This window comes from Microcoleus sp. S36a_B3 (genome assembly GCF_036700745.1).
Lineage (GTDB): Bacteria > Cyanobacteriota > Cyanobacteriia > Cyanobacteriales > Microcoleaceae > Microcoleus.
Window position 1 is genome coordinate 13,572 of record NZ_JAUBPN010000005.1, and the last position, 22,730, is coordinate 36,301.

Genomic DNA, 22,730 nt, shown 5'->3' on the forward strand with positions numbered 1-22,730 from the left:
CTGATTCATATAAATCCGAGAAAGGAGAAAAGTGATTGTGTCTGAACAAGCTTTAATCAGTGAAAGCCCAACGACAGCAGCTTCAGCGCCAGAAACTCGCATTGGCAACGAAATGGTAGAGTTTCTCAGTGTAATTCAGCAAACTCCGAGAGAATATTGGCCGAATTTGCTTAAAATGATGCGGTTATTTCTGGAAACGGTGACAGTAAAACCAGCCTTGTCCGAGCCTCCCCAGACATCTGAGAAAATAGACATTACTAAACTGTCGCTGGAGGAGCGGATACAAAGAAATCAAGGTGCAATTGAATTATTGCGATCGTGGGTAGAGGAGGGAGATGAACAGGAACAAACAGAAACCGCTGAATATCTCCGTAAAGTTTTAGATGAAGACCGCCTTTCTAATCGGCCATTATTCCCATGAGTAGAGTAATACTTTTAGATTCTGGGCCTTTGGAGATGGTAACAAACCCTAAAGCATCTTCTACTGAAGTTCAAGAGTGCAAAGTTTGGCTAAACTCTTTAATGCTCAGAGGCGAAATAATAATTTTGCCTGAGATTGCTGACTACGAAGTACGACGCGAATTGATCCGTGCAGGTAAGTCAGCAGGTATTCAACGACTTGATGAACTGAAATTACAACTGACATACCGTCCTTTGACTTCGGAGGTAATGCTTCTAGCTGCTCAGTTGTGGGCTGACGCGAGAAGGAGAGGAAGACCAACCGCAGAACCCAATGCACTTGACGGGGATGTGATTTTGGCGGCTCAAGCACTATTGGAGGCAAGTGAAGGCAATGAGGTGGTAATTGCTACAACAAATGTGGGGCATTTATCGCAATTTGTTGATGCTCGCGAATGGCTGCTAATTCAGTAATGTTTAAATCGATCGCACTTACCTTCTGATATACTTTCAACTATAGATATTTTTACATACACCGTTAGCGAGATCGACAGCATGGCGGAAACAGCCGACACAATCGAAAAAATGGACGATCGCACGCAAACCCGGTTTTGGGGTAAAGTTACAGTCATAGATGCGGGCGATCGTTACAAGATCAATCGCATCGAAGTCAAGCCGGGACACCACATCAGGACGCAAATGCACTATCACCGCAGCGAACACTGGGTTGTCGTCTCCGGTACCGCTAAAGTGATCTGCGATGACAAAGAGACGATTCTCATGCAGAAACAGTCAACCTACGTTCCCATGAATACTGCTCACCGCGTGGAAAACCCAGGCGTGATTCCTCTGGTGATGATTGAAATCCAAAATGGCGAATACCTTGGCGATGATGACATTATCCGTTTCGCCCAAGATGCTGACGAAGAAGATTGATCCGACATCAAAATATGAAGCAATCGCAGATGTCATATCAATTTCGGTTACACCGTCAGGTGATTGTTGATTGTTGACTGTTGACTGTTGACTGTTGACTGTTGACTCGATTTTATTATTCCTATGCAACCGGAAACGATGTCAGGGAAAAGCGCCGCGCACCGAACAATTACCCGCGCCGCGACAGGAAACGAGATAAATCCTACAATTATAACTGTAGGGGCCATTTCGGAAATGGCCCCTACAGGATGATATTAAGCTTGTTAAAAACGAGCATCTGATTTAGCAATTGGCGATCGTCCTACGGTAAAGCAGCATTTTTCAAATCTACATTTGCCATATTTGCATTCATTAAATTAGCACCGGTCAAGTCCGAACCGTTCAAATTAGCACCAGTCAAATTAGCACCGGTCAAATTTGCATCCCGCAAGTTAACTCCCAGTACGTCGATTCCCGACAAACTGCCACCTCTGAGGCTGACATTAGCTAAATTCGCTATGGACTGGCGAGCATTTTTCATATTTGCGCCAGCCAAATTTGCACTTTCTAAGTTAGCGCCCACTAAATTAGCATTGGTGAGGTTGGTATTTTTCAAGCTGGCAATTACTAAACCCGCCAGACTCAGGTTAGCCTTGGTTAAATCAGCGCCCTGCAAATTTACTCCGTGCATTCTAGCGGCAATTAAACTCGCACCTTGCAATTTAGCTTGTTGCAGATTGGCTTCGTTCAGTTTTGCTTCATTGAGATTAGCACCGTTCAAATTCGCTCCGCTCAAATTCGCTCCGCTCAAGTCGGCTCCGCTGAGATCCATACCAGCAAGCTGCGCTCCTGTCAAGTCACACTTGGTACATTCTTTAGTTTCTAATAGTTGCTTGACTTGCGATACGTTTTCTGCTTTGACTCCAGAAGCAAAACCCATTGCAATCAGTAGCGCTGTTGTTGTTAAAATTCCAAATTTCATATACTCACCCTCGGCGATATCTCTCTTTTAATAATATCCCACATATTTCTAGAGAGTTGGGTGATCGGTCTCTTCGATAAACTGTGACAATCATCACCCTATTATGCACACAACATGATACAATTATTGACGTTTCAATTCCTCAAAATCATTGTAAACAATTATTGCTTTTTCAGGAACCAAAAGGGAAAGGATTGCGTCGGTTCTAAACGGACACCGCTGATGCTGTTCTGAGCAAAAGTATAGTCCTTATCCTGCCAAAGAGGGATGAAAGGTACATCTCTACCTAGTATGTCCTGAATTTCGCCAAACAAAGCTTTCCGGGTTTGGGGGTTTAGTTCTTTGCGTTGCTTGTCGATAAGTTGATTTACTTGATCGCTATAATAAAACGAACCCTGACCCTGACTCGCACCCTTTTCGCACCCGGTGGTCGCCGAACCCGTGTCACAATCCAAAAACGGCTGAATGTAATTGTCAGCGTCAAAAAAATCGGCGTACCAATCCACCAAAACCGCAGGATAAATCCCCTTCTCTATATTTTGAAACAAAGTCGGAGATTCAACGCTGTTAATTTCTACCTGCATTATCCCATCCATTTTAAGCTTAGCTTGGGCCTCGATCGTACTCGCAACTAACGATCGCTTTGTGGAAGCAGAAGGATACCAAATTTGCAGAATAAAAGGATTGGCGGCCGAATATCCCGCTTTTGTTAACAATTCCTTGGCTTTGGCTGTGTTCGCATCGCCGTAAAGTTCTTTAAACACGGGCTTGTTAACGTCGAAGGTTGTGGGAATCAGACTGTACAGTGGCTGGGCTTGTCCCCGGAGTACGCGATCGTTAATCAGGGGGCGATCCATCACGGAGGCGATCGCCTGTCTCACTTCTAACTTGTCCAACGGTTTAGACTTAGTATTCAGCGTCATGTAACTAACCGTACTGCTTTCCCCCGCGATTTCCTGCCATTTCCCTTGTTTGGCTCCCTCGTTCAAGCTTTGAACTTGGTCTGCATCCAGAGACAAATAAGCCACATCGACTGCACCAGTCCGAAAACTATTGAACAAATTTGACGAACTAGAAAGCAGCAAAAGGTCAATTCCTTGATTAACTGGTTTTTCGCCCCAATACTTATCAAATGCGTCAAACTTGAGAGAATCGCTGCCGTACTTCGCCAGTTTGTAGCGTCCAGTTCCTACAAACGTATCCGGTTTAAATTTAGCATCCCCAATCTCGTAAGCTTTCGGAGAAATTGCACAAAGACCGGCAAATGTCAGGAGAGAAGGAAAAGCAGCAAAAGGCTTTTTGAGTTGAAAAGTTAATTCGTATTCGCCCGTCGCTTTCACCGATTCTACGGCATCGCTCAACAAGAAAGCCGGACGGCCGCCATTTTTGATAAACCGCTGCAAGGAAAACTCCATTGCTGCGGCGTTAAAAGGTGTGTCGTCGTGAAAAATAACTCCTTGACGCAAGGGGATTGTATATGTCAATCCGTCTTGGCTAACTTTTGGCATTGCTGTCGCTAAATGGGGGATTAACTCAGTAGTTCCCGACTTGTAAGTGTAGAGAGTATCGCCCAAATTTTGCAGCAGTTGCCCTGATATAATTTCATAAGCGTCCGCAGGGTCGATCGTCCGCAATTTCAAGGTTGTGCCAATAGTAACGCGGTTATTAGCATTTTCGCCGGTCGAATTAGGCGATCGATTTGCCCTCTGTCCGCAGCTTGCAGTTAACAAGCAGCACAGACAGAACAGAGCTATCGCTTTAATCACTGAAGGTTTTATAGATATTCTAGGCTGCTGCTTGTTGATTCTCATCGTCTTTTTTTGACACTCCAAATTACTCATTATATTATCACAACACTCCGGAGAGTTTCAGGGTTTACTCATGGGTGGGCTAGAAACTTGGTTTGTCGCAAAGCTTCTAGGTTTATTAACGAGCAATATAGTCGGAAACCGGATTTATGAGCAAGCCGAGTGCGATCGTCTCCCCTTGCGTTTTGAGTTGCTAGCCTGAAACTCTTGGTTTTTCATATCCGGCCTCGGCAAGGGTTGCCCTGATATCGATCGCCTTGAAACCGCCATTCTACGGTTGCTAATCAAAAACTGTCCGAAGTGTTGACTAATGACTTCCTTTAAATTCCCTTGAGGAGCGATCGCCAATCCCGACAGCGTTTCAGGTAAATGCGAGCTACCCGATCGCTCGGATTTGTCCGCAAACACTCTTCAAACAATTTTCCCGCTTCTCGGAACTCCTTGCGCTCGCACAATAACATCGCTTCAGTATATACAGGCAAATTTGCTAGCTTTGCCCCAAGAATTTCCGCAGGATCTGCATCAAACACCTCATAGACTATGACATATTGAGATTTTCCTTTAACCTGTACTTTATCCACAATCCGAATAGCATAATCAGCAGGATTTCGCAACCGTTCCAAAGTCTGCTGAGAAATTAACAGAGGTACGCCGTAATCTTTAGTCAATCCTTCAATCCGAGATGCCAAATTAACGGCATCGCTAATCACAGTGGTGTCCATTCGGCTTGCGCCGCCGACTGTCCCCAGTATCAAAGAACCCGAATTGATACCAATGCCAATTTGAATTGGGATGTAGCCGACACTTTGACGGTGTTGGTTGTAATCAGTCAAGGTTTGTAGCATCGCAATACCAGCTTTCACAGCATCATCAGCACAGTCACTAAATAAAGCCATAATTGCATCGCCGATGTATTTATCTATAAAGCCATTATTGCTAGTAATAGCCGGCTCCATCCGCGAGAGGTAAGCATTGATAAAATTGAAATTTTCTTGCGGTGTCATAGTTTCCGAAAGCGTCGTGAAGTCGCGGATGTCGCCAAATAACACCGACATTTCCTCCTGCACTTGGTCGCCTAAATTAACATCAAGAATACTTTCATATCCTAATAAATTTAAAAATTGATGCGGCACAAATCGCCCGTAGGCATCCGTTAAGTCTGATTCAACATCCAGGGATATCTCTAAATTTTGATTGAGGTCAAATAGTTTTTTAATCAATTCGTGACGGTCTGTCTCAGCTTGTTTGCGTTCCGTAATATCTTGAAAAATTGCGATCGCAAAAGCAACTTTACCAGCCTCGTCAAAAATTGGCGTTCCCCAACCTTCAATAGGAATTTTACGGTCTGGTTGATGAACTTCCATATCGTCAGCAGTCGAACTTTCACCCCTAAAAGCTCGAACGATCGGCAAATTATCGAAAGGGTAAATAGTATCAGTTCCCGCGATATAAATTTGATAAATATCTGACAAATTCTCAACTGCATTTAAGTGCAAAACTCCTTTACCGAGTAACTGCTGTCCGGCGTGATTGACGTAGTAAGGTTTTCCTTGAGAATCGAGCACGGCTACGCCTATTGGAATCGCTTCCAGAAATTGAGCCAGCTTAATTTCGCCTTCCCGCACCGCCTCCAATGCCCGATCGCGCAACTGGGTTTCAACCGTATCAGAATGTTGAGCCGTAGTTTCCAGCAAGATTTTCAGATCTGCTTTTTCCTCCTTCAAGTCTGCCACTTGCTGGCGCAATCTTTCTATCTCTAAAAGTAGCTGTTCTCTAGATGGTTGTTCTTCCAGCATAACCCGAGAATTTGCACCTCTACTAACAGAAAATTGCTCAACAGCCTGCATCATAAAAGTAACCGTGTGTCTATACTAATTCCAACTGCAAACCAGGCATCAGGCGTTGCAAATTATTCAACGATTTACCCTCCCAAGCTATGGGTTGAGAGCCTTGTACTGCCATTTGCACTAGAGCTTTTTTGCGCTGCTCGATTATAAACTTCGACAGCATATTTATGCCCGAACTGTTCAAAAATTCTAACTGCTGCAAATTGAGGGTAATTTTCGCCGGTTCGGAGTCTGGCACCTCGCCGAGCAACTGTGCTATCGGCGGGTACTCCCCAGGCCCGCTCAGCCTGAGAGAGCCAACAAAACTCACGGTTGCCGTTGCTGGATCGTAGCAGGTATGGTAATCTTGTGTCTGAATTTCCATTGTCGCGAAAAAGTCCCTTAGATATTAAGGTAAATTTTTGAGGATAGCTCAGCCGATTCATTAAAGGGATTGCGAGGGATTTTTTGTTCATAATCGATTTATTTCAACAATATCTTACTAAAAAAGTAGCGATCGCTACTAAAGTATTTTTGACTCCGCCCAACAACGGATACAGGCTGCCGCAGGACTGTGGAAAGTTCAAAATCTTAGACTTTTGTAACACTTTCGCACTCTTTGGTGATAAACCGCGTTTGACGGGTAAAAATATTGCATCCAGACCTTGAATCCCGATCAAAACGCGGTTTATGTGGCATTGATGCGTCTAGCACTGTTTGCTTAAACCTCCGGTAATTCATCTAAAATATAAAATATAAAATCTACAATCTCAAATATAAAATATAAAATCTACAATCTAAAAACGACGCTTCGATCGCACTTTAAGAATAAAATGCTACAATGAAAATAATTGGCTGAAGTTGTAATGCCTGCCCGTTCTGCGGAAACAGATTGTGCTGCATCGGTTTGAGAGCGCTGGCTCAGCTCGTCTCCCACAGTCTAAAACACCTTTAGTAGTTTTGGGACAATCGATAGTTATTTGTACTGAGATTCTCGACCACCATCAGATTCTTTTCAGAATATTTACTTAGGGCTAAATTTTTCTAGATACCCGCAGATTAAAAGTAAAAATTAATTAATAAGTCGGTAGTGCAATTTTCTTGAAACATCAGTATCGGCAGCGAGGATAAAATACTTGTGCCGCACCGGCCCTCAAGTTGGTTCTGCACAAAGCAATAAACGGCAGCAACAGCAGTATCTAAATAAACATTTCAGTTATGGACGCATCTAGACCCAAAAAACCCGATTTCTGACTACCGGTGCGTCCGGGACTGTATTTGCTTTTGAGCGATCGCTCTCGATCGCGCATCGTGTAAAGTGAGGCAGAAGACCCATGATCAAACGAATCTCCAAAAATAACTATCAAAAAAATAAAAACCGAACCCAAAAGCAACCGAATCCTTTGATATTGGCTGTCGTCCTGACAGGAATTATGGTTTGGGAAATTTATCCGCCGCTCGTACATAGCGCGGAGGCTAACGTGGTAGCTCTCAAAGATTCCCTCCCCCGGTGGGAAAGCCCAGAGCAGTCAACGGCGGTTTCTCAAAAAATTAGCTCTTCCCGATTAGCACTAAATAGTTTAATTTCCTCTCCCGACAATTTGGCAGAAAACGCGCGCCCCAATCCCCCCAAACAATTGCCGGCAACTGTAGCAGCAGCAGTTCGCCAAGACTTGTCGCGCCAAACTGGAATTGCTGCTGACAAGTTGAAAATAACTGAATCGAAACTGCAAAGTTGGCCGAATACTTGTTTGGGGCTGGCGAAGGCTGATGAAATTTGCGGTCAAATGATTGTGGAAGGTTGGCGGGTTGTAGTTTCTGACGGCGGCAAAACTTGGGTTTACCGCACCAATGCTAGGGGAAATATGTTGCGCTTGGAAAAGAAATAATATCAATTCCGGTTGCACTCATACATGACTGTTGACTGTTGACTAATAATTTCAATTTCCCAGTCTTCTTCCACCCGCTGGCCTAACGTTCGGCTAAGCTCAGTCGAGTCGCGGGTGTAAGCCAAGTACAGAGGCGGTTTCAACCGCTGTCTTATTTGGGAAGTTGATTTCTTTCGATGATGCCGCCGCCCAACAGCACGTCTCCGTCATACCAAACAGCGGCTTGTCCGGGGGTAATGCTCAACTGCGGTTCGTCAAAAATTATTTTGACTCTTGTACCGCAGGCTTTTTCGTCGGCTTGGGAGGTTTCTACAGGAATAATTGTAGCGGGGACGGGTTGCGATCGATAGCGAATCTGTACAGAAGCCCGAATCGGAGCAGTCGGTGCGGCTACAGAAACCCAATTTACTTTCTGGACATTGCATTCAGATTCTACTGCCAACTGGCGATCGCCCACAATTACCCGATTGCCAGCAGCATCGAGTTCAATCACGTACAGCGGTTGGGCCGCAGCAATGCCGAGGCCTTTCCGCTGGCCGATGGTGTAGTGGTGCACGCCGTCGTGCTGTCCGAGTACCCGGCCCGCCTTGTCAACAATGTCACCCCTATGCGGCGCGATGTACTTGTCCAGAAAAGCCCGCATCGAACCGTTGCTTTCCACCAAGCACAAATCTTGACTTTCCGGCTTGTCGGCAGTGCTCAAGCCAAATTCCGCCGCGATTCTGCGAGTTTCTGTCTTGGTAATTTCCCCCAAGGGAAACTCCGTACCGGCAAGTAAATCTTGTGTTAAATCGTACAAGAAATAAGACTGGTCTTTGCCAGGGTCGATCGCCCGTAGCAACTGATAGCGACCCGTAGCAGTATCATAGGTAATGCGAGCGTAGTGTCCCGTCGCAATCTTTTCAATTCCTAATTCTTCGTGAGCATACTTGAGCATCGGCCCAAACTTCACAGTTTTATTGCACTGCGAACAAGGCAAAGGCGTCACTCCTGCACTGTAACCGTCCACCAAATAATCGACAATACTTGCTTGAAAGACCTCGCGGCTGTCCACAATGTGGTGAGGAACGCCCAAATCTTCGCAAAGTTTAGCGGCATCGACCATTCCCTCAGAGCAGCACTGACCTTTGCCTTTCATCAGCCACAGCGTTAAACCCACCACTTCATAGCCCTGATGGTGTAAAATTGCGGCTGCTGCGGAACTATCGACCCCGCCGGAGAGGCCTACAACAATCTTGTTCATGATTCGGAGAGAATTTGCTATTTTACTGTTACTTTGTGCGATCGAGCTAATCGATTATACCACAAGTATACTACAAAATGGTACTGCTGCTGTTAGCTGAAATTTTAGCACTAATAAGTAAAGCCACCTAATTAAACGTAAAATACCGATCGCTCAAAGGCTTACTGCGTATCTCTTCCTTCTTCCCTCTTCTTCCCTCTTCCTTCTTCCCTCTTCCCTCTTCCTTCTTCCTTCTTCCGACAAACTTACATCCGTTACATCCGTTACATCCCGTACATTGCTCGTTGCCGAACTTTCTTCTTCCTTCTTCGTTCTTCCTTCTTCCCTCTTCCCTCTACTTATGACTATTCAAAAATTTGTTGTCACCGCCGACCAAATGCGGCAAATAGAAGCCAGAATATTTGCTGCTGGAATGCCAGTAGCAGCTTTAATGGAAAAAGTCGCCGGATTGATTGCTAAACGCATTCAACAGCTTTTGAAGGCAGAAGGAAGTTCGGCAACAAGCAATGTACGGGATTTAACGGATAGCAGGAAAAGGGGAGAAGGGAAAAAGATTGTTAATTCGAGGTTGCCAGCGATCGGCGTATTAGTTGGGCCAGGACATAACGGCGGCGATGCTTTGGTTGTGGCTCGCGAATTGCACTTTCAAGGATTTCCCGTAGTTATTTACTGCCCGTTTTCTAAGCTTAAAGAACTCACAAAAAGTCATGCTGATTATGCCCGTTATTTAAAAATTCCCTTTGTTGACAAAGTTGAATCGCTGAACAACTGCGATTTACTAATCGATGGTTTATTTGGGTTTGGATTGGAACGAGAAATTACTAATTTCACAGCCGCAGCTATTGAGCAAATAAATAATTTAAACATACCCATTTTTAGTATAGATATTCCCTCGGGAATTCATACAGATACCGGAGCAGTTTTGGGGACTGCAATCAGGGCAAAACATACATTGTGTTTGGGATTGTGGAAAATGGCTTTTCTGCAAGACCAAGCGTTAGAATATATCGGCAGTTGTGAATTAATTGATTTTGATATTCCCGTCGCAGATATTGCAGCAATATTGGGTGATTCGCCAGCAATCCAACGCATTGCCAAAACATTGGCGATCGAGCATTTGCCCTTGCCCCGATCGCCAATTTCGTACAAATACACCAACGGTCACTTGCTAATTATTGCAGGTTCCCGCCGCTACACCGGAGCCGCAATTTTGTCAGCGTTGGGAGCAAGAGCAAGCGGTGTCGGAATGCTGTCAATTGCTGTTCCTGAGTCGATTAAACCGATGTTGAGCAGTCATTTGCCAGAGGCTTTAGTTATCGGATGTCCTGAAACTTCAAGCGGTGCAATTAGCGAGTTGCCGGTAGCAATAGATTTGAGCAGTTACGATGCGATCGCCGCTGGGCCCGGTCTGACATTGGAAGCCGCGATCGCTGTAGAATCTCTACTGGATAGCGATCGACCTCTGGTTTTAGATGCCGACGGTTTAAATATCCTCGCTCAACTCGGCACAATCCCGATTTTGTCGGAACGCTCAGCACTGACAATTATCACGCCTCACCCGGGCGAATTCAAGCGTTTATTTCCCGATCTAGCAGCCTCCGCAGGGGACGATCGAATTGCCGCAAGTCAAGCAGCAGCTAAGCTTTGCGGTGCAGTCGTGTTGTTCAAAGGAGCCAAGGTTTGCATAAGTTGGAAGGATGAGGGCGATTCCCTGCGGGATAGCTACGCTTCACGTACCATCACCTACCTCAATCCCGAAAGCACCCCAGCCTTAGCTAGAGGGGGCAGCGGCGACGTTCTCACGGGCTTGTTAGGGGGACTGTTAGCAGGTGCGTTAGCGAAGCCCTCGAAGAGGATCGCCCGCAAATCCCCAGCTCAAGCAGTGGCAGCAACAGCAGTTTGGTGGCACGCTCAAGCCGCAATCATGGCAGCCAAAGAACGGACAGAATTAGGAGTAGATGCCTTTACATTGACACAGTATTTAATTCCTACATTGCGAGAATTTTATGAGCCAACAATCAACAGTATTTTCTAGGGCGCGCACCGCGCAAATCATACAGCTATACATGGAATATGCTGTATATTTGCTCCCTAATTAAGTAACTACACAAAATTAATTACATAAAGACTCCTTGCTAGGTAAGGCTTTCACGCGAAATCTCGTGTAATTAATTTTGCACGACTACTTATCCTGGATAGGAATGCTGTGCACCGGAAGGGCGATCGCAAATTCTGTTCCCATTCCCGGTAGTGAACAACATTCTAACGTTCCGCCGTGTTTTTGGGTGACTATATCGTGAGAAATTGGTAGTCCAAATCCGGTTCCTTTGCCTTCTGCTTTCGTTGTAAAGAATGGCGTAAACAATTTTTCTTTGATATTTTCTGGCATTCCAATTCCATTGTCAGCTATCCGAATGTTGACGGTAGAATTGATCTGTTTTTCGCTCAAGTTGGCAACAGAGGTCGAAATTGTAATCGTATTCGGGTTGCTCTCAATCTCTTTGTAGGTTTTACCAACATTAGATTCTTCCAGAGCATCGATCGCGTTGGCTAGCAAATTCATAAATACCTGATTCAGTTGTCCCGGATAGCATTCTATTTGAGGCAATTCCCCGTAATTTTTGATGATTTTAATGGTAGGGCGATCGCCAGATGCTTTCAACCGATGTGCTAAAATCATTAATGTGGTATCAATTCCTTCATGAAGATTGGCCGGTTTTTTCTCAATCCCATCGCTACGCGAATAATTTCGCAAAGATTGCATGATATCGCCAATACGATCCGTTCCCAATCTCATCGAGTCAATCATCTTCGGCAAATCTTCTACTAAATATTCTAATTCAATCGCTTCTATTTCATCTAAAACTTGTGGCCCTGGCTCGGGAAAGTTGTCTTGATAAATTTGGAGTAAATTTATTAAATCGCTAACATATTCTTTGGCATGATGCAAATTGCCAGAAATAAAGCTGACGGGATTGTTCACTTCGTGCGCCACTCCAGCCACGAGTTGTCCGAGTTGCGAGATTTTTTCTGTTTGAATTAATTGTGCTTGAGCTTGTTGCAATTGAACGAGTGTTGCTTCTAAATCTTCAGCTTTTTGTCTCAATTGATCTTCCGATGTTTGCAGAGCTTTTTCGGCGCGCTTGCGATCGCTAATATCCCGATTAATCGCCAAGCCGTGGGGTTTGCCACCGTATTCTAAAAAGTTTCCTTTTAGCTCAATATCGCACAGCGTACCGTCTTTTCTCCGTATGATAGCTTGACAGGTAAATTCTTCGCCTCGGCTGACAGTTTGTTGGAATTCGACGAATGAATGCACATACTCTGGAAGAATATAATCTGGCGGATTTAACTGCAAAAACTCTTGCTCAGAATAGCCAAATATTTGACTGAGTGCGGGGTTAGCTGCAATGACTTTACCAGTCTGCAAATCTATCAGCGAAAGTCCGTCTACTACTGCCTCAAATATGCTGCGGTACTCCTGTTCTTTTTGGATAAGTTCGACTTGGGACTGTTGCAGGCTTTCGAGAGATTCAGCCAACTCGCGGGATTTGTGTTGTTCCCTGGCGTAGATGCGGGCGTTTTCAATGGCGATCGCCGCTTGTGACGTTAACAGTTGCAACAGTTCCAGCCGATCGCGCGTAAATGCTCCTGTTGCCAGATTATTCTCTAAATACACAACGCCAATCAACTTGGTTTGATACAAAATAGGCGCGCATAAAATCGATTTTGGTTGGCAATTTTGAATGTAACTATCCGCTTGGTAAATTGTTTCTTGACTTGCATCGCTCAATACCAGTGGTTGCTGAGTTATCCCAACATACTTGACTAGAGAAATAGGAACATCTGAACTGTTTTCAAGCAGCATTGACTCCTGAAAGGTTGCTGAGTCATGCAGGTTAGTATCCGAGACTTCAACAAACAGTTGCCCGTCTCTTTCTAAAATAATACAGCCTTTCTGTGCGCCAGCATTTTCTAAGATGATTTGCAGCAGTTTTTTTAACAACTTTTCTAAAACAATTTCACTATAAATTGCCCCAGAGGATTTGATTACCGTTGCTAAATCCAAGAGATTAGCATGACTAGATGTACTCGTAGTTACAGTTGCACCGATCCGCGACTCGACAGTTTCAGGAAATAAATTCCCATAGTATTGTTCGAGTTGGCGGACTTTCGCTGTTGCGCCCCACTGGATGTAGCAAACTCTGGCATTGCTGAGATAATTTTTGACGAAAATCAGCCGATTTTGGGATAAATAAAATCGGGCAGCTAATTCATTAATCAGCGCTGCATCTTGAATGAAGCCGTTTTCTATTGCGAGGGCGATCGCACTATCGTAGCATTCTGCCGCCTCATACTTTTGTCCCGACAACCGCGCCGCTTCCGCCCGGATGGCTAAATATTTGTGCTGGTAATTTGCAGCGCAGTTTTTCGCAAACTCTCGAAGTTCTTCCAGGCAAATGTTAAGCTGTTCTAGGTATAGTTGGCGATCGCCCTCGCTGGCATTTGTACAAGCAGCAGCAAGGGCTATAGCCCGATGGAAGCAAAAAACTGGACTCAGAAAAACGCCGGCAGCACCTGCCAAAAATTTAACACCAATATTGGCATATTCTAATGCTCGATCGACCTCGCCAAACCAATTCGCCACGGTTAGTCTGTAGAGATAAACCATAAAAGAAGTCATCAAATCTGCAGAGGCTTCAGCAAATTCTAATAGCGACTCTTCGTCGATGAAAGTTAGGGGGTTTTCTACACTCTCGGCAGCACGAGTAAGCCGAGCAATTGCCGATTTATTGAGCATAAAAAATGCTAGCATATTGCGGTCAATTTTTTGCAAAATCGGTAAAAATTCCTCAATAACTGCGGTGGTTTTTTGCAGCGATTCATTGCCGTAAAAGCTGAACCAAAGACAATTAATCGCAGCATATCCCGACCACTGATAAGCACCTGTCTCTAAACCGCTATTAAAAGCTTTGAGGATAAAAACCTTGGACTCATCAATATGTTTGATGTAGTGCAAACAAGCCCCCCACAGCAAGAAAATATAAGCACTTAACTCTTTAGTATCCCAGCGTTCGTAGAGAGTTAAACCCAGTTCTCCTGCTGCCAAACCAGCCTCAATTTCGCCATATTTAACAATCAAAGTAAAGGCATACACAATGTAGCCAAAGGCGGAAATCCGGCAATTTCCGTGTTCGATTGTCGCCTGCACCAACTTGATCGCACACAAAAATTGAGCGTTGGGACTGGTAAAGTAAGCAATGGGGTAAAGTTCTTTCAAAATCCGGTGGGCGGCGAGTTGCAGCGGATCGGTGAGTGTCGGTAAATCGGCTAAATCTACGATGGATTCCCCAATCATCTCCTTCGTCTTCGCCAACTCCCGCAGCAAATACCCATCATCCGGGTACGCTTCAAACTCAATTCCCAACAATTGCAGCGTTTCGATACCTAACTGATAAGCAGCAGGTAAATCATTTTTCATCCGCAGACAAGTCATTTTCAACTCATTAATCCGACACCGTTCTAAAAATGTCTGAGTTTGAGGCAAAATGAAGTCTAGAATTGCCAAAGCTTCGTCATTTTTCCCATTCAAATATTCAGATTCGCCCAATTCAAAATACAGCGCCAAAGTTAACACATAATTATCTTCCCAGCTTTGGGCCGGCAAACAGTTGCAGCCCGACTGGAAAAAACTCAGCGCCGTTTCAAACGCAGAAGCAGCTTTCGCAGTTTTGCCAGCCTGCCAATTTAACTCAGCTAATTCATACTTTTCGCTCAACTCGCAAATCAACCCGCCAGCAAAATTCAAATGATTGACAATATCAAAAATTCGTTCTTGCCGTTGGGCTGCGGTACTTCTGTGCAACAACAAACGCCCGATCGCCAAATGAACAGGTTCTTTCTGTACGTCAGGAATCATAGCATAAGCAGCTTGTTGAACGCGATCGTGCATAAATTTGTAGCACACATCTCCAGCCGCTATCCCCAACTTTTCCAACTCTTCCGGCTCAAATACTTGCGGAATTCGATAGCTATTACCTACAGGTAAAATCAAGCCCATCTGCAACGCTTCCCACAAATCCTGCGCTGTTTGAGTCCAAATTTGTCCGCTAGCAACCGACAGCACATCCAAACTAAACTGATTATCTATACAAGCAGCCAATTGCAAAATTCGCTGGGTTGCAGTTGACAAAGTTTGAATTTTGTTTACCATCAAATCAACAATGTTTTCCGAAATATCCTGCCCTTCAATATATTTAATGTCCCACTGCCACTGGGCAGCCTGCGGGTCAAATCTCAACCAGCCTTTTTGATACAAATATTTCACCAATTGTTTGAAGAAAAATGGATTTCCGTCAGTTTTTTGCACGAGGAAATTCGCCAGCGGACTCGCTGTTTCAGCAGCACATCTCAAAGTTTCAGCAATTAGTTGAATTGCGCTGTCAATTGCTAGCGGTTCTAAAGTAATAGCTGTTATCGGAATGCCTGCAGATCGAATTGCCTCATTTGCTAGCATAAATGGATGCGTCGAACCGACTTCGTTATCCCGATAAGCAACAATTACTAGCAAGTAAGGAATTTTTGCGAGGCCATTTTGTTGATATAAATTGACTGTTGCAGCATCTATCCACTGGCAGTCGTCGAGAAACATTACTAAGGGATGTTCGGCGGTGGCAATTGCTTGAAGTAACTGCTGCATCACTCGGTTGAAGCGGTTTTGAGATTCGATCGCCCCGAGTTGTGGTACGTCTGGTTGCGGGCCTAAAATTAACTTTAATTCGGGGATGGCTTCGATCGCAATTCGAGCATTCGCATCCAAAACTTGCAGCAGTTTTTCTCGCCACAATTTAATCTTTGCTTGGCTTTCAGTCAAAATCTGCTGCACCAAATTCCGCAGGGCTTGATTGAAACAAGCATAGGGAACATTGCGCTTGAATTGGTCAAATTTGCCCGAAACCAAGTATCCGCGCTGCCTGGTTAAATTACGCAGAATTTCGTGAACTAATGCTGATTTGCCAATCCCGGAATAGCCACCTACCAAGACAATTTCACCGCTGCCTTTGCTGGCGCGATCGAAGGCTTGCAATAATTGTGCTATTTTTTTTTCTCGCCCGTAAAGTTTTTGCGGAATTAACAACTGACTCATGGCATCTAGTTGTCCGGGAATAAAATTAGAAATTTTCCCTGACTCCTCGACTTGATTTTGGCAGCGTTCTAAATCTGCTAACAATCCGGTTGCTGTTTGATACCTGTCTTCGGCATTTTTTGCCATCAGTTTTTCCGCAATTTGGGTCAAAACTGGGGGAATTTGCGGATTTAATTGTTGAAGGGGAATTGGTTGTTTGGCAATGTGACAGTGGACTAATTCCAGCGGATCTTTGCTGTCAAATGGCAATTTTCCTGTCAGCAATTCGTAAAAGGTGACACCTAGAGAGTAGAAGTCGCTGCGGTAGTCTACAGCGCGATTCATCCGCCCGGTTTGTTCCGGCGACATATAGGCGAGGGTTCCTTCTAGGCGATCGGGATTTTTTAAGTGCGGGGTTTCTTTATTTAACCGCGAAGCAATGCTGAAATCTGCAAGTTTTACTTGCATTGTTTCGGGGTTAATTATAATATTAGCTGGCTTGATGTCTTTATGAATAATTTGATTTTGATGCAGGAATACTAAAGCTTTTGCTAATTGGATGGTGATGTTTAAGAATTGGGCGATCGGCAATTGGTAAGGTGCCGTTGCTGCTGCGGTAACATTTGTGCTGCTGGCTGCATTCTGGGCCCTTGCTATCCACTGTTCGAGGGAGATGCCTCCAAAATCTTCTAAGACTAATACCAAGCAATTCGGGTGAGTTTCTAGGCGATCGACTTTGACGGTATACTGGCAATCGAGATCCGCGGCGATCTGATATTCGTGTTTTAAGCGAGTTATTTGTTCTAGGGTAGGATATTCTGTATTTAAAACTTTGAGGATGGCAGGCTGTCCGTTTATCAGCGACACCGCCCGATAAATAACCGTGTTAGTTCCTTGATGGATAAGTTCTTGCAAGTCATAGTCAGAAATCCTTAAAGCTGGCAGCATAATTTTTGATTCCTGTCAGTATATTGGTTTCTAATTCTAGAGTGCACCATGCTGAATACAAAAAACAGAGACAAATTACCGAGATAAAAAGATTAAAAGACTACCTATTTAAACCAGGTTTATACAAACAAAATCCTGCGATAGCGGGTTGAAAAAGACTGGACGGTTGAAATTCCATTATTTTTGCGAACCTGCAGGCAAGTGCACGCAATTTTGACTGCTGGCGCGGTTTCAACCGCCGATGGTTTCGTCGATCTAGCCTTTGATGAAATCTTCTAATTTCTGAGCCATCTTCTCTACAATTCCCTCGGAATTATCTGCCGCTGATGCTTCGGCTTCAATACGTTTCACCGCATCCTCTGGAAGATTCAGCAACTGCACTAATTTTTGATAAGCGGCAGCTTCTTCTGCGTTAATTTTTGGTTCGTCGGGAGTGCGAGAACTAGAAGCAATGACTTGATAGCCTAGTTGCAAAACTAATTCCTTTTCTGCTTGAGTTTCTAGTTGAAAAATCAACTCGTCAAGGGGGATATTTTGCATGATATAATCCCGGAGTTCCTGTTGCATTGGTTCTCGGTCGGCATCCGTAGCAAACAAACTGCAAAAGCGATCGAGCATTAAATTAACTTCTGCTGTGGCGAGTTCGCCGTCAGCCCAGGCCATTGAAGCAACTATTCTCAGCAGGTTCATTTGGCGGGGCGTAATTGATGGAGGTGGTGGGGTTTGCATAATTTAAATTGGTAATTTGTTATTAGTTAGTTGTTATTTGTTAGTTGTTATTTGTTATTAGCTAATGGCAACGCCCAACTGCCAACTGCCAACTGCTAACTGCCAACTGCCAAATAACAACTGACTACTAACTATGATGTCACAATTTTGATAGAGGAACTCCCAGCCATCCAGTAAAGTTTTGTTTCTGAATAGCAGTGGGCTTTTCCACCGGTACGATCGAGTAACGACCGGGGCGCGGCCGGGCGAGAGTAACAGAACAAGTCCGCAGTTCGTCTTGGTGAAACACTGTCACCTCTAAGGTGTCACCAGGCTGGTAATCTTTTAGCCTTTCGCCCGCTTGTTCTGCGTTTGCTACCCGAAAACCTGCGATCGCCAGTAACTCGTCCCCAGCGTCAATTCCGGCCAACTGCGCCGGAGATTCTGCTTCGACAAATTTAATCATTTCCCGCCCGTTTTCCGATCCCAGCGTCCAACCGGTGCGAGGAATTTGGTTGGTTTCATCTACCGAAATTTGCAGCCCGAAAGGTTCGAGATATTTGTTGTAAGGCAGCTCTTCTGTGCCGTCTACATACCGCGCAAAAAAGTCGCTCAAATCCATATCGGCGACGGACTCGATCGCCCTTTGCAACTGTTCGGGAGTAAAGCCGATTTCTGTCGGTCGCGCATCAGAATTTAACCGTCCGTTTGATGTTATCTGCCCCGGCTTTGCCTCTGTTGGCGGCTTCAGGTCAAAATCTTCATTTTCAGCAGAACCACCCTTACCAAACTGCTGCCACATCAAACGCATCACATCATCGAGCGATCGGGCGTTACCGTGCTTGGCTCGAATCAACAAATCGAGCAAAAACGAAACAAGTTCCCCTTTCAAATAATAGGAAATCTGCGAATTGTCGCTGTTAGCATCTCTGCGATAAAGTTTAATCCAAGCATCCCAGCTCGATTCGCTTGCCGGCTGCACCTTCCGCCCCGGAGTCGTCTCCAAGCGAGTAATTTCCTTCGATAAATTTTGGAAAAAACCTTTCACATTGTAGAGACCAGAACGAAAAGGAATCACCAAATCGTAATAACTGGTCGTGCCTTCAGAAAACCATAAAGAAGGAGTATAATTTTCTTGTTCATAGTCAAATACTTCGAGAGCTTTCGGTCTAATTCGCTTGACATTCCAGAGGTGAAAAAACTCGTGAGCCACCAATTGAATAAAGCGTTCGTACTTTTCCTTAGCCCGAAAACCAAAACGCGGATAGTTGAGAGTGCAGCTTTCCTTGTGTTCCAAGCCACCAAAACCGGAGCCGGACAAATGCAGCAAAAACACATACCGTTCGTAAGGCAAACCGCCGAACATTTCGGCCTCAACTTCAATGACTTTCTTGATATCTTTAATCGCCCGATCCAATTCTAAATTGCCTTTCCCCCAAACCACTAGCTGGTGGGGTTTTTCCATCACTTCAAAATCGTAAGCTTCGTGACAGCCAATCTCAAAAGGACTGTCGGCCAGGGTATCAAAATCGGCAGCAGCAAAAGTCATATCCTGGCCGGAAACAGGAGGCAAAGTAGTCACTGTGCGCCATTGGGGCTGCGGCGGTACAGCGGTCACGATGTAGGAGTTGCGCTCAAAACCGGGCAAGAAAAAGCACAAAGCTGCTGGATTGAAATAACCGTGAGTCGAGTCTAAATGATTGGTTCGCACTGTCAGTTCGTTGGCAAAAATCCGGTAGCAAACCGTGACATCTGAAACTGAATTTGTCTCGATTTGCCAATGATTTTTGCTTTGCTTGCGCCAAGGTAAATTTCGTGAAGCAGAGCTATCCCGTAGGGAATCGCCCGTTAGCGAAGACTCCGAAGAGGAGCGCGCTCGAAAATCTTGCAGGTGGCGGGCGTACTCTCGAATCAAGTAAGAACCGGGAGTCCAGACAGGCATTTTTAAATCCAGCACCGGCTGCGACCAACCTTGCACGCGCAAAGTCACTTCAAACAGGTGGGATTCGGGATTGGGCATCGCCACCCAATATTGAATTGTCGGTGCTGTTCGCTGCGCGATCGAGTTGCCGGCAGCGGAGGAGATATCCAAAGAAGTAACATCAGTCATTGACTTGCCAAATTAATCAAGTGCTTGAGGTTGATCAAATGGATAGTTTGGCGCTCTGGATCGACTTTGAGCCAGCCTTTACTATCGAGTTTTTCCATAATTTTGCTGGTTTCATCTAAGGTGATATCTGTCACATCAGCTAAGTCTTGATAGGGGATGTTAAAGATATCTTTGCCTTCAGCAGTTTTTTGACCGTAGTTTTCTGCCAGCTCGACTATAGTATTTGCTAGTTTAACCGCTGGTTGGCGGTTGCGGAGTTGAGAGCGCAGATTGGTTTGGCGGAGCCGCCGCACCATCAATTGCAGCATCCGGTGGTGCAGTTGCGGATCTTTAAACAGGGTTTGGATAAATCGCTGGGCCGTGACGCTGATCAGCCGCACGGGCGATAGAGCAAGTACGTCATTCGATCGCGGAGATTCGTCAAGAATCGCCATTTCGCCGAAGAAAGCACCCCGTCCTAAAATAGCCATCGATACAGCTCGATCGTTTGAGAGTCGCCGGACTTTTACCCAGCCGGACACGACAAAGTAAATAGCGTTGCCCCAAGAATCCTCCATGACTACAGCTCGGCCTGGGGGATACTCATGTTTGACGGCATTGGATAGCAGCCCTCCCAAGGTTTCTGGGTTAGCACCCTTAAATAGGGGGAACAGCTCACTGAAAGCTTCTGTCTTCATGCAAACTCGCGGGAGGTGGGAAATATGATTGAGCCACAGCGAACAGCTAGGGAACGATCGCTGTTAGAGAAAACCAACAATTTGTTGCTGCTACGATAAGATTGACACAAAGTGAACGAGACCGACATCTCAGACACAGTGAAACTTGCTTCTGGCAGCTTATCTAATTGATGATAAGGGTACAGAGGCGCGCTTCACTTAAAATTGGCAGATTCTTTAATTTTAAACGGGTTTACAAAAGTGTCAGTGCCTTTTGAACTTTGCCCAACAGAGATTCTATGTAGTCCGGCCAGCCGATCGCGATCGACTGTGTGTGAGCCAGGGACTCAGGATCGATCGCGTCTTTAGTCCACCTCAGCGGTTGACCTTGCAAGTCGCAACAAACCAATCCGGCGGCTTTTGCTAGAGCCAGGGGGCCGGCGGTATCCCACACTTTAACTCTGCCGTTGAAATACAGGTACAAACCGGCTCGACCTTGTATGACTTCCATCACTTTTAAGCCAAAACTGCCGAGGGAGTAAAATTCGGCTCCGGGGATGCTTTGGGCGATCGCCCCGCCGTAGTTTTTTTGGTCTTTGTCTCCGAGAATAATTTTACAGTTTTCCGCTGTCGGAGCCTCCGGCTTGCAGGGGGCGATCGGCTGTGCCGCTTCGACTCCGACACTTTGGAACAATCCCCAATCTTTGCCCCCAAAATACATTTTGTCAAAAGCCGGGGCATAGATCCAACCGGCGACTGGTTCTGCCTCAACCAGCAGCCCCACCATCACGGCGTAGTGCTGTTTTCCCTGAATAAATCCCTCCGTCCCGTCGATCGGATCGATGCACCACAGCCGCGAGTAATTGGCCGAGTAAGCTGCTCTGGAGGCGATGTTTTCCTCTGCGATCGTGCCGTCTTCGGGAAACAAAGCGTTAAATGCTGCCGATAATTGTCCGTCTAAGTAGCGATCGATACTCGTCACGTAGTCGTCCGGGCCTTTCTGGCACACTTCAAAAGGTTGCGCCGCCAGCTTGTAAGCTTCCTGACCGCACTGGCGCATGGTGTAGCGAATTTTTTGGTCTTGTTCTGGAGAAATATACATGAGGTTTAAAATAAATGTTTTAGCTAACTTTCAGGATAAAATCTTAGTTCATTTGAATCGATCGATCGACCTCTGTCATTCGATTTTAGATTTTAGATTTTAGATTTTGGATTGATTCCACGGATAAATTCGGGAGCTTGAGGATTTGAGATTTTAGATACTCCCGATTGATTCGAGGGATTGATTCCACGGATCGAGTACGTGGCGGGTACCACCTTTGAAATTCGCTTGTCACTGTTTTTGACTCGTACAGGATTTGATCGCGGGTGTCCTTGCAACCCCGTTTGCGAGGGCGATCGGGCAGTTGCTGTACCAGCCCCAGACAGGATTCTCCTCGCAATCTCCTAGGATAGAATCTTCTGAGGTTAAGTTAATTCCTGCCAGCACCAGCATTATAAGGAGAATATTTTGAAATATCATTGGGCGTTAGGGCGCAAAATAGACCTCGATGGCATTGAGCTCTATCCCAACTCCGAAAATGCCCCAGACACGTCCTGCGGGCTCTGAGAGACCGCTTAAATGCCACAGTCCACGCTGCCGACGGCGAAGCGATATCCTCCCTCGACAAACTGCGATCGAAAATTTCTTCTAAACCCGAACATTGGGCCGCCGCGCGCAAATTATCCGAGCAAGTCAGCAGCGGCGACGTGATATTTTGTACGGGCGAGGACATTGGCATTCCAGTGGTGGTGCTGTGCGGCGCTAAACCAGATCGCCCCAAAATTGTTGTATATTTCCACAATATCGATCGGCTGCGCGGCCGAGTCGCCCTAAAACTCTTCGGTTTAGCCGACAAAATTGATTTGTTCGCCGCCTGCGCCAGCCCTCAAACAAACGGGGACTTGCATACGCGCTGGGATTGCGGACTCAACTGCACTACGAACCAATTTTATATCGGTAAATCGATCGGACATGATATCAAACCCTAGCGTCCTTGTAGCGCAACACAAATCATGTCACCGGGCGCGCAATCCCCACCATAAATCTGACACGCCAATCATCAGTAAGGTCGCGTTGC

17 protein-coding genes are annotated in these 22,730 nt (G+C 45.5%); 6 read left to right on the forward strand and 11 right to left on the reverse strand.

From position 1 onward, the window contains the following. The first annotated feature begins 37 nt into the window (after positions 1-37). The 3 genes from QUA01_RS07495 (at position 38) to QUA01_RS07505 (ending at position 1,335) form a co-directional block, all read left to right on the forward strand. A complete protein-coding gene (locus QUA01_RS07495; RefSeq protein ID WP_333088845.1) occupies positions 38-421 on the forward strand; it encodes a hypothetical protein in 384 nt (127 codons plus the stop codon). Further along, entirely contained in the window at positions 418-873 is a 456-nt protein-coding gene (locus QUA01_RS07500; RefSeq protein ID WP_333088847.1) for a nucleic acid-binding protein, read from the forward strand. Before QUA01_RS07495 ends, QUA01_RS07500 begins: the two co-directional genes overlap by 4 nt. An 81-nt stretch (positions 874-954) precedes the next feature. Further along, positions 955-1,335 (forward strand): cupin domain-containing protein, encoded by a 381-nt coding sequence (locus QUA01_RS07505; protein ID WP_442921535.1) that lies wholly within the window; start codon positions 955-957, stop codon positions 1,333-1,335. Positions 1,336-1,636: 301 nt separating this feature from the next. On the opposite strand, the gene QUA01_RS07510 is transcribed toward QUA01_RS07505, so the two are convergent. The 4 genes from QUA01_RS07510 to QUA01_RS07525 all read right to left on the reverse strand — a co-directional run bounded on the left by QUA01_RS07510 (position 1,637) and on the right by QUA01_RS07525 (position 6,315). After that, entirely contained in the window at positions 1,637-2,296 is a 660-nt protein-coding gene (locus QUA01_RS07510; protein WP_333088848.1) for a pentapeptide repeat-containing protein, read from the reverse strand. 161 nt (positions 2,297-2,457) lie between these two features. Further along, positions 2,458-4,107 carry an ABC transporter substrate-binding protein gene (locus tag QUA01_RS07515; RefSeq protein WP_333089230.1) on the reverse strand — a complete coding sequence of 550 codons (1,650 nt, stop codon included), beginning with the start codon at positions 4,105-4,107 and terminating at the stop codon, positions 2,458-2,460. Positions 4,108-4,424: 317 nt separating this feature from the next. After that, complete coding sequence (locus QUA01_RS07520; protein WP_333088850.1) at positions 4,425-5,900, reverse strand: adenylate/guanylate cyclase domain-containing protein; 1,476 nt, start codon at positions 5,898-5,900, stop codon at positions 4,425-4,427. Between the two features lie 70 nt (positions 5,901-5,970). Beyond that, positions 5,971-6,315, reverse strand: a complete 345-nt coding sequence (locus QUA01_RS07525) for a slr1659 superfamily regulator (RefSeq protein ID WP_333088851.1) — start codon at positions 6,313-6,315, stop codon at positions 5,971-5,973. A 949-nt stretch (positions 6,316-7,264) separates the two neighbouring features. Here QUA01_RS07525 and QUA01_RS07530 point away from each other — a divergent pair. After that, the gene (locus QUA01_RS07530; protein WP_333088854.1) at positions 7,265-7,819 is read left to right on the forward strand and encodes a hypothetical protein; all 555 of its coding nucleotides are present in this window, start codon (positions 7,265-7,267) and stop codon (positions 7,817-7,819) included. A gap of 151 nt (positions 7,820-7,970) precedes the next feature. On the opposite strand, the gene mnmA is transcribed toward QUA01_RS07530, so the two are convergent. Beyond that, positions 7,971-9,062: a tRNA 2-thiouridine(34) synthase MnmA gene (gene mnmA, locus QUA01_RS07535; protein WP_333088855.1), complete on the reverse strand. Its 1,092-nt coding sequence runs from the start codon at positions 9,060-9,062 to the stop codon at positions 7,971-7,973. 340 nt (positions 9,063-9,402) lie between these two features. On the opposite strand from mnmA, the gene QUA01_RS07540 reads away from it, so the two are divergent. After that, a complete protein-coding gene (locus QUA01_RS07540) occupies positions 9,403-11,097 on the forward strand; it encodes an NAD(P)H-hydrate dehydratase (RefSeq protein WP_333088857.1) in 1,695 nt (564 codons plus the stop codon). Positions 11,098-11,244: 147 nt separating this feature from the next. Here QUA01_RS07540 and QUA01_RS07545 read toward each other — a convergent pair whose 3' ends face one another. From QUA01_RS07545 to QUA01_RS07570, 6 genes are all read right to left on the reverse strand, one after another. Further along, a complete protein-coding gene (locus tag QUA01_RS07545) occupies positions 11,245-17,136 on the reverse strand; it encodes an ATP-binding sensor histidine kinase (protein WP_333088859.1) in 5,892 nt (1,963 codons plus the stop codon). Positions 17,137-17,391: 255 nt separating this feature from the next. Further along, positions 17,392-17,865, reverse strand: coding sequence for a tellurite resistance TerB family protein (locus QUA01_RS07550; RefSeq protein WP_333088861.1), 474 nt, complete (start codon positions 17,863-17,865; stop codon positions 17,392-17,394). A gap of 139 nt (positions 17,866-18,004) precedes the next feature. Continuing rightward, entirely contained in the window at positions 18,005-19,954 is a 1,950-nt protein-coding gene (locus QUA01_RS07555) for a M61 family metallopeptidase (RefSeq protein WP_333088863.1), read from the reverse strand. Continuing rightward, positions 19,951-20,631, reverse strand: coding sequence for a Crp/Fnr family transcriptional regulator (locus QUA01_RS07560; protein ID WP_194065996.1), 681 nt, complete (start codon positions 20,629-20,631; stop codon positions 19,951-19,953). Before QUA01_RS07560 ends, QUA01_RS07555 begins: the two co-directional genes overlap by 4 nt. 232 nt (positions 20,632-20,863) lie before the next feature. Next, positions 20,864-21,712, reverse strand: coding sequence for a 3'(2'),5'-bisphosphate nucleotidase CysQ family protein (locus QUA01_RS07565; protein WP_333088864.1), 849 nt, complete (start codon positions 21,710-21,712; stop codon positions 20,864-20,866). A 370-nt stretch (positions 21,713-22,082) separates the two neighbouring features. After that, positions 22,083-22,385 carry a hypothetical protein gene (locus QUA01_RS07570; protein ID WP_333114821.1) on the reverse strand — a complete coding sequence of 101 codons (303 nt, stop codon included), beginning with the start codon at positions 22,383-22,385 and terminating at the stop codon, positions 22,083-22,085. On the opposite strand from QUA01_RS07570, the gene QUA01_RS07575 reads away from it, so the two are divergent. After that, positions 22,360-22,641 (forward strand): hypothetical protein, encoded by a 282-nt coding sequence (locus tag QUA01_RS07575; RefSeq protein ID WP_333088866.1) that lies wholly within the window; start codon positions 22,360-22,362, stop codon positions 22,639-22,641. The genes QUA01_RS07570 and QUA01_RS07575 overlap by 26 nt on opposite strands. Positions 22,642-22,730 lie beyond the last annotated feature (89 nt).

Coding starts and splice junctions, on each gene's coding strand:
- QUA01_RS07500 (WP_333088847.1), top strand. CDS start 418: ATGAGTAGAGTAATACTTTTAGATTCTGGGCCTTTGGAGATGGTAACA.
- QUA01_RS07505 (WP_442921535.1), top strand. CDS start 955: ATGGCGGAAACAGCCGACACAATCGAAAAAATGGACGATCGCACGCAA.
- QUA01_RS07510 (WP_333088848.1), bottom strand. CDS start 2,296: ATGAAATTTGGAATTTTAACAACAACAGCGCTACTGATTGCAATGGGT.
- QUA01_RS07515 (WP_333089230.1), bottom strand. CDS start 4,107: ATGAGAATCAACAAGCAGCAGCCTAGAATATCTATAAAACCTTCAGTG.
- QUA01_RS07520 (WP_333088850.1), bottom strand. CDS start 5,900: ATGCTGGAAGAACAACCATCTAGAGAACAGCTACTTTTAGAGATAGAA.
- QUA01_RS07525 (WP_333088851.1), bottom strand. CDS start 6,315: ATGGAAATTCAGACACAAGATTACCATACCTGCTACGATCCAGCAACG.
- QUA01_RS07530 (WP_333088854.1), top strand. CDS start 7,265: ATGATCAAACGAATCTCCAAAAATAACTATCAAAAAAATAAAAACCGA.
- mnmA (WP_333088855.1), bottom strand. CDS start 9,062: ATGAACAAGATTGTTGTAGGCCTCTCCGGCGGGGTCGATAGTTCCGCA.
- QUA01_RS07540 (WP_333088857.1), top strand. CDS start 9,403: ATGACTATTCAAAAATTTGTTGTCACCGCCGACCAAATGCGGCAAATA.
- QUA01_RS07545 (WP_333088859.1), bottom strand. CDS start 17,136: ATGCTGCCAGCTTTAAGGATTTCTGACTATGACTTGCAAGAACTTATC.
- QUA01_RS07550 (WP_333088861.1), bottom strand. CDS start 17,865: ATGCAAACCCCACCACCTCCATCAATTACGCCCCGCCAAATGAACCTG.
- QUA01_RS07555 (WP_333088863.1), bottom strand. CDS start 19,954: ATGACTGATGTTACTTCTTTGGATATCTCCTCCGCTGCCGGCAACTCG.
- QUA01_RS07560 (WP_194065996.1), bottom strand. CDS start 20,631: ATGAAGACAGAAGCTTTCAGTGAGCTGTTCCCCCTATTTAAGGGTGCT.
- QUA01_RS07565 (WP_333088864.1), bottom strand. CDS start 21,712: ATGTATATTTCTCCAGAACAAGACCAAAAAATTCGCTACACCATGCGC.
- QUA01_RS07570 (WP_333114821.1), bottom strand. CDS start 22,385: ATGTCCTCGCCCGTACAAAATATCACGTCGCCGCTGCTGACTTGCTCG.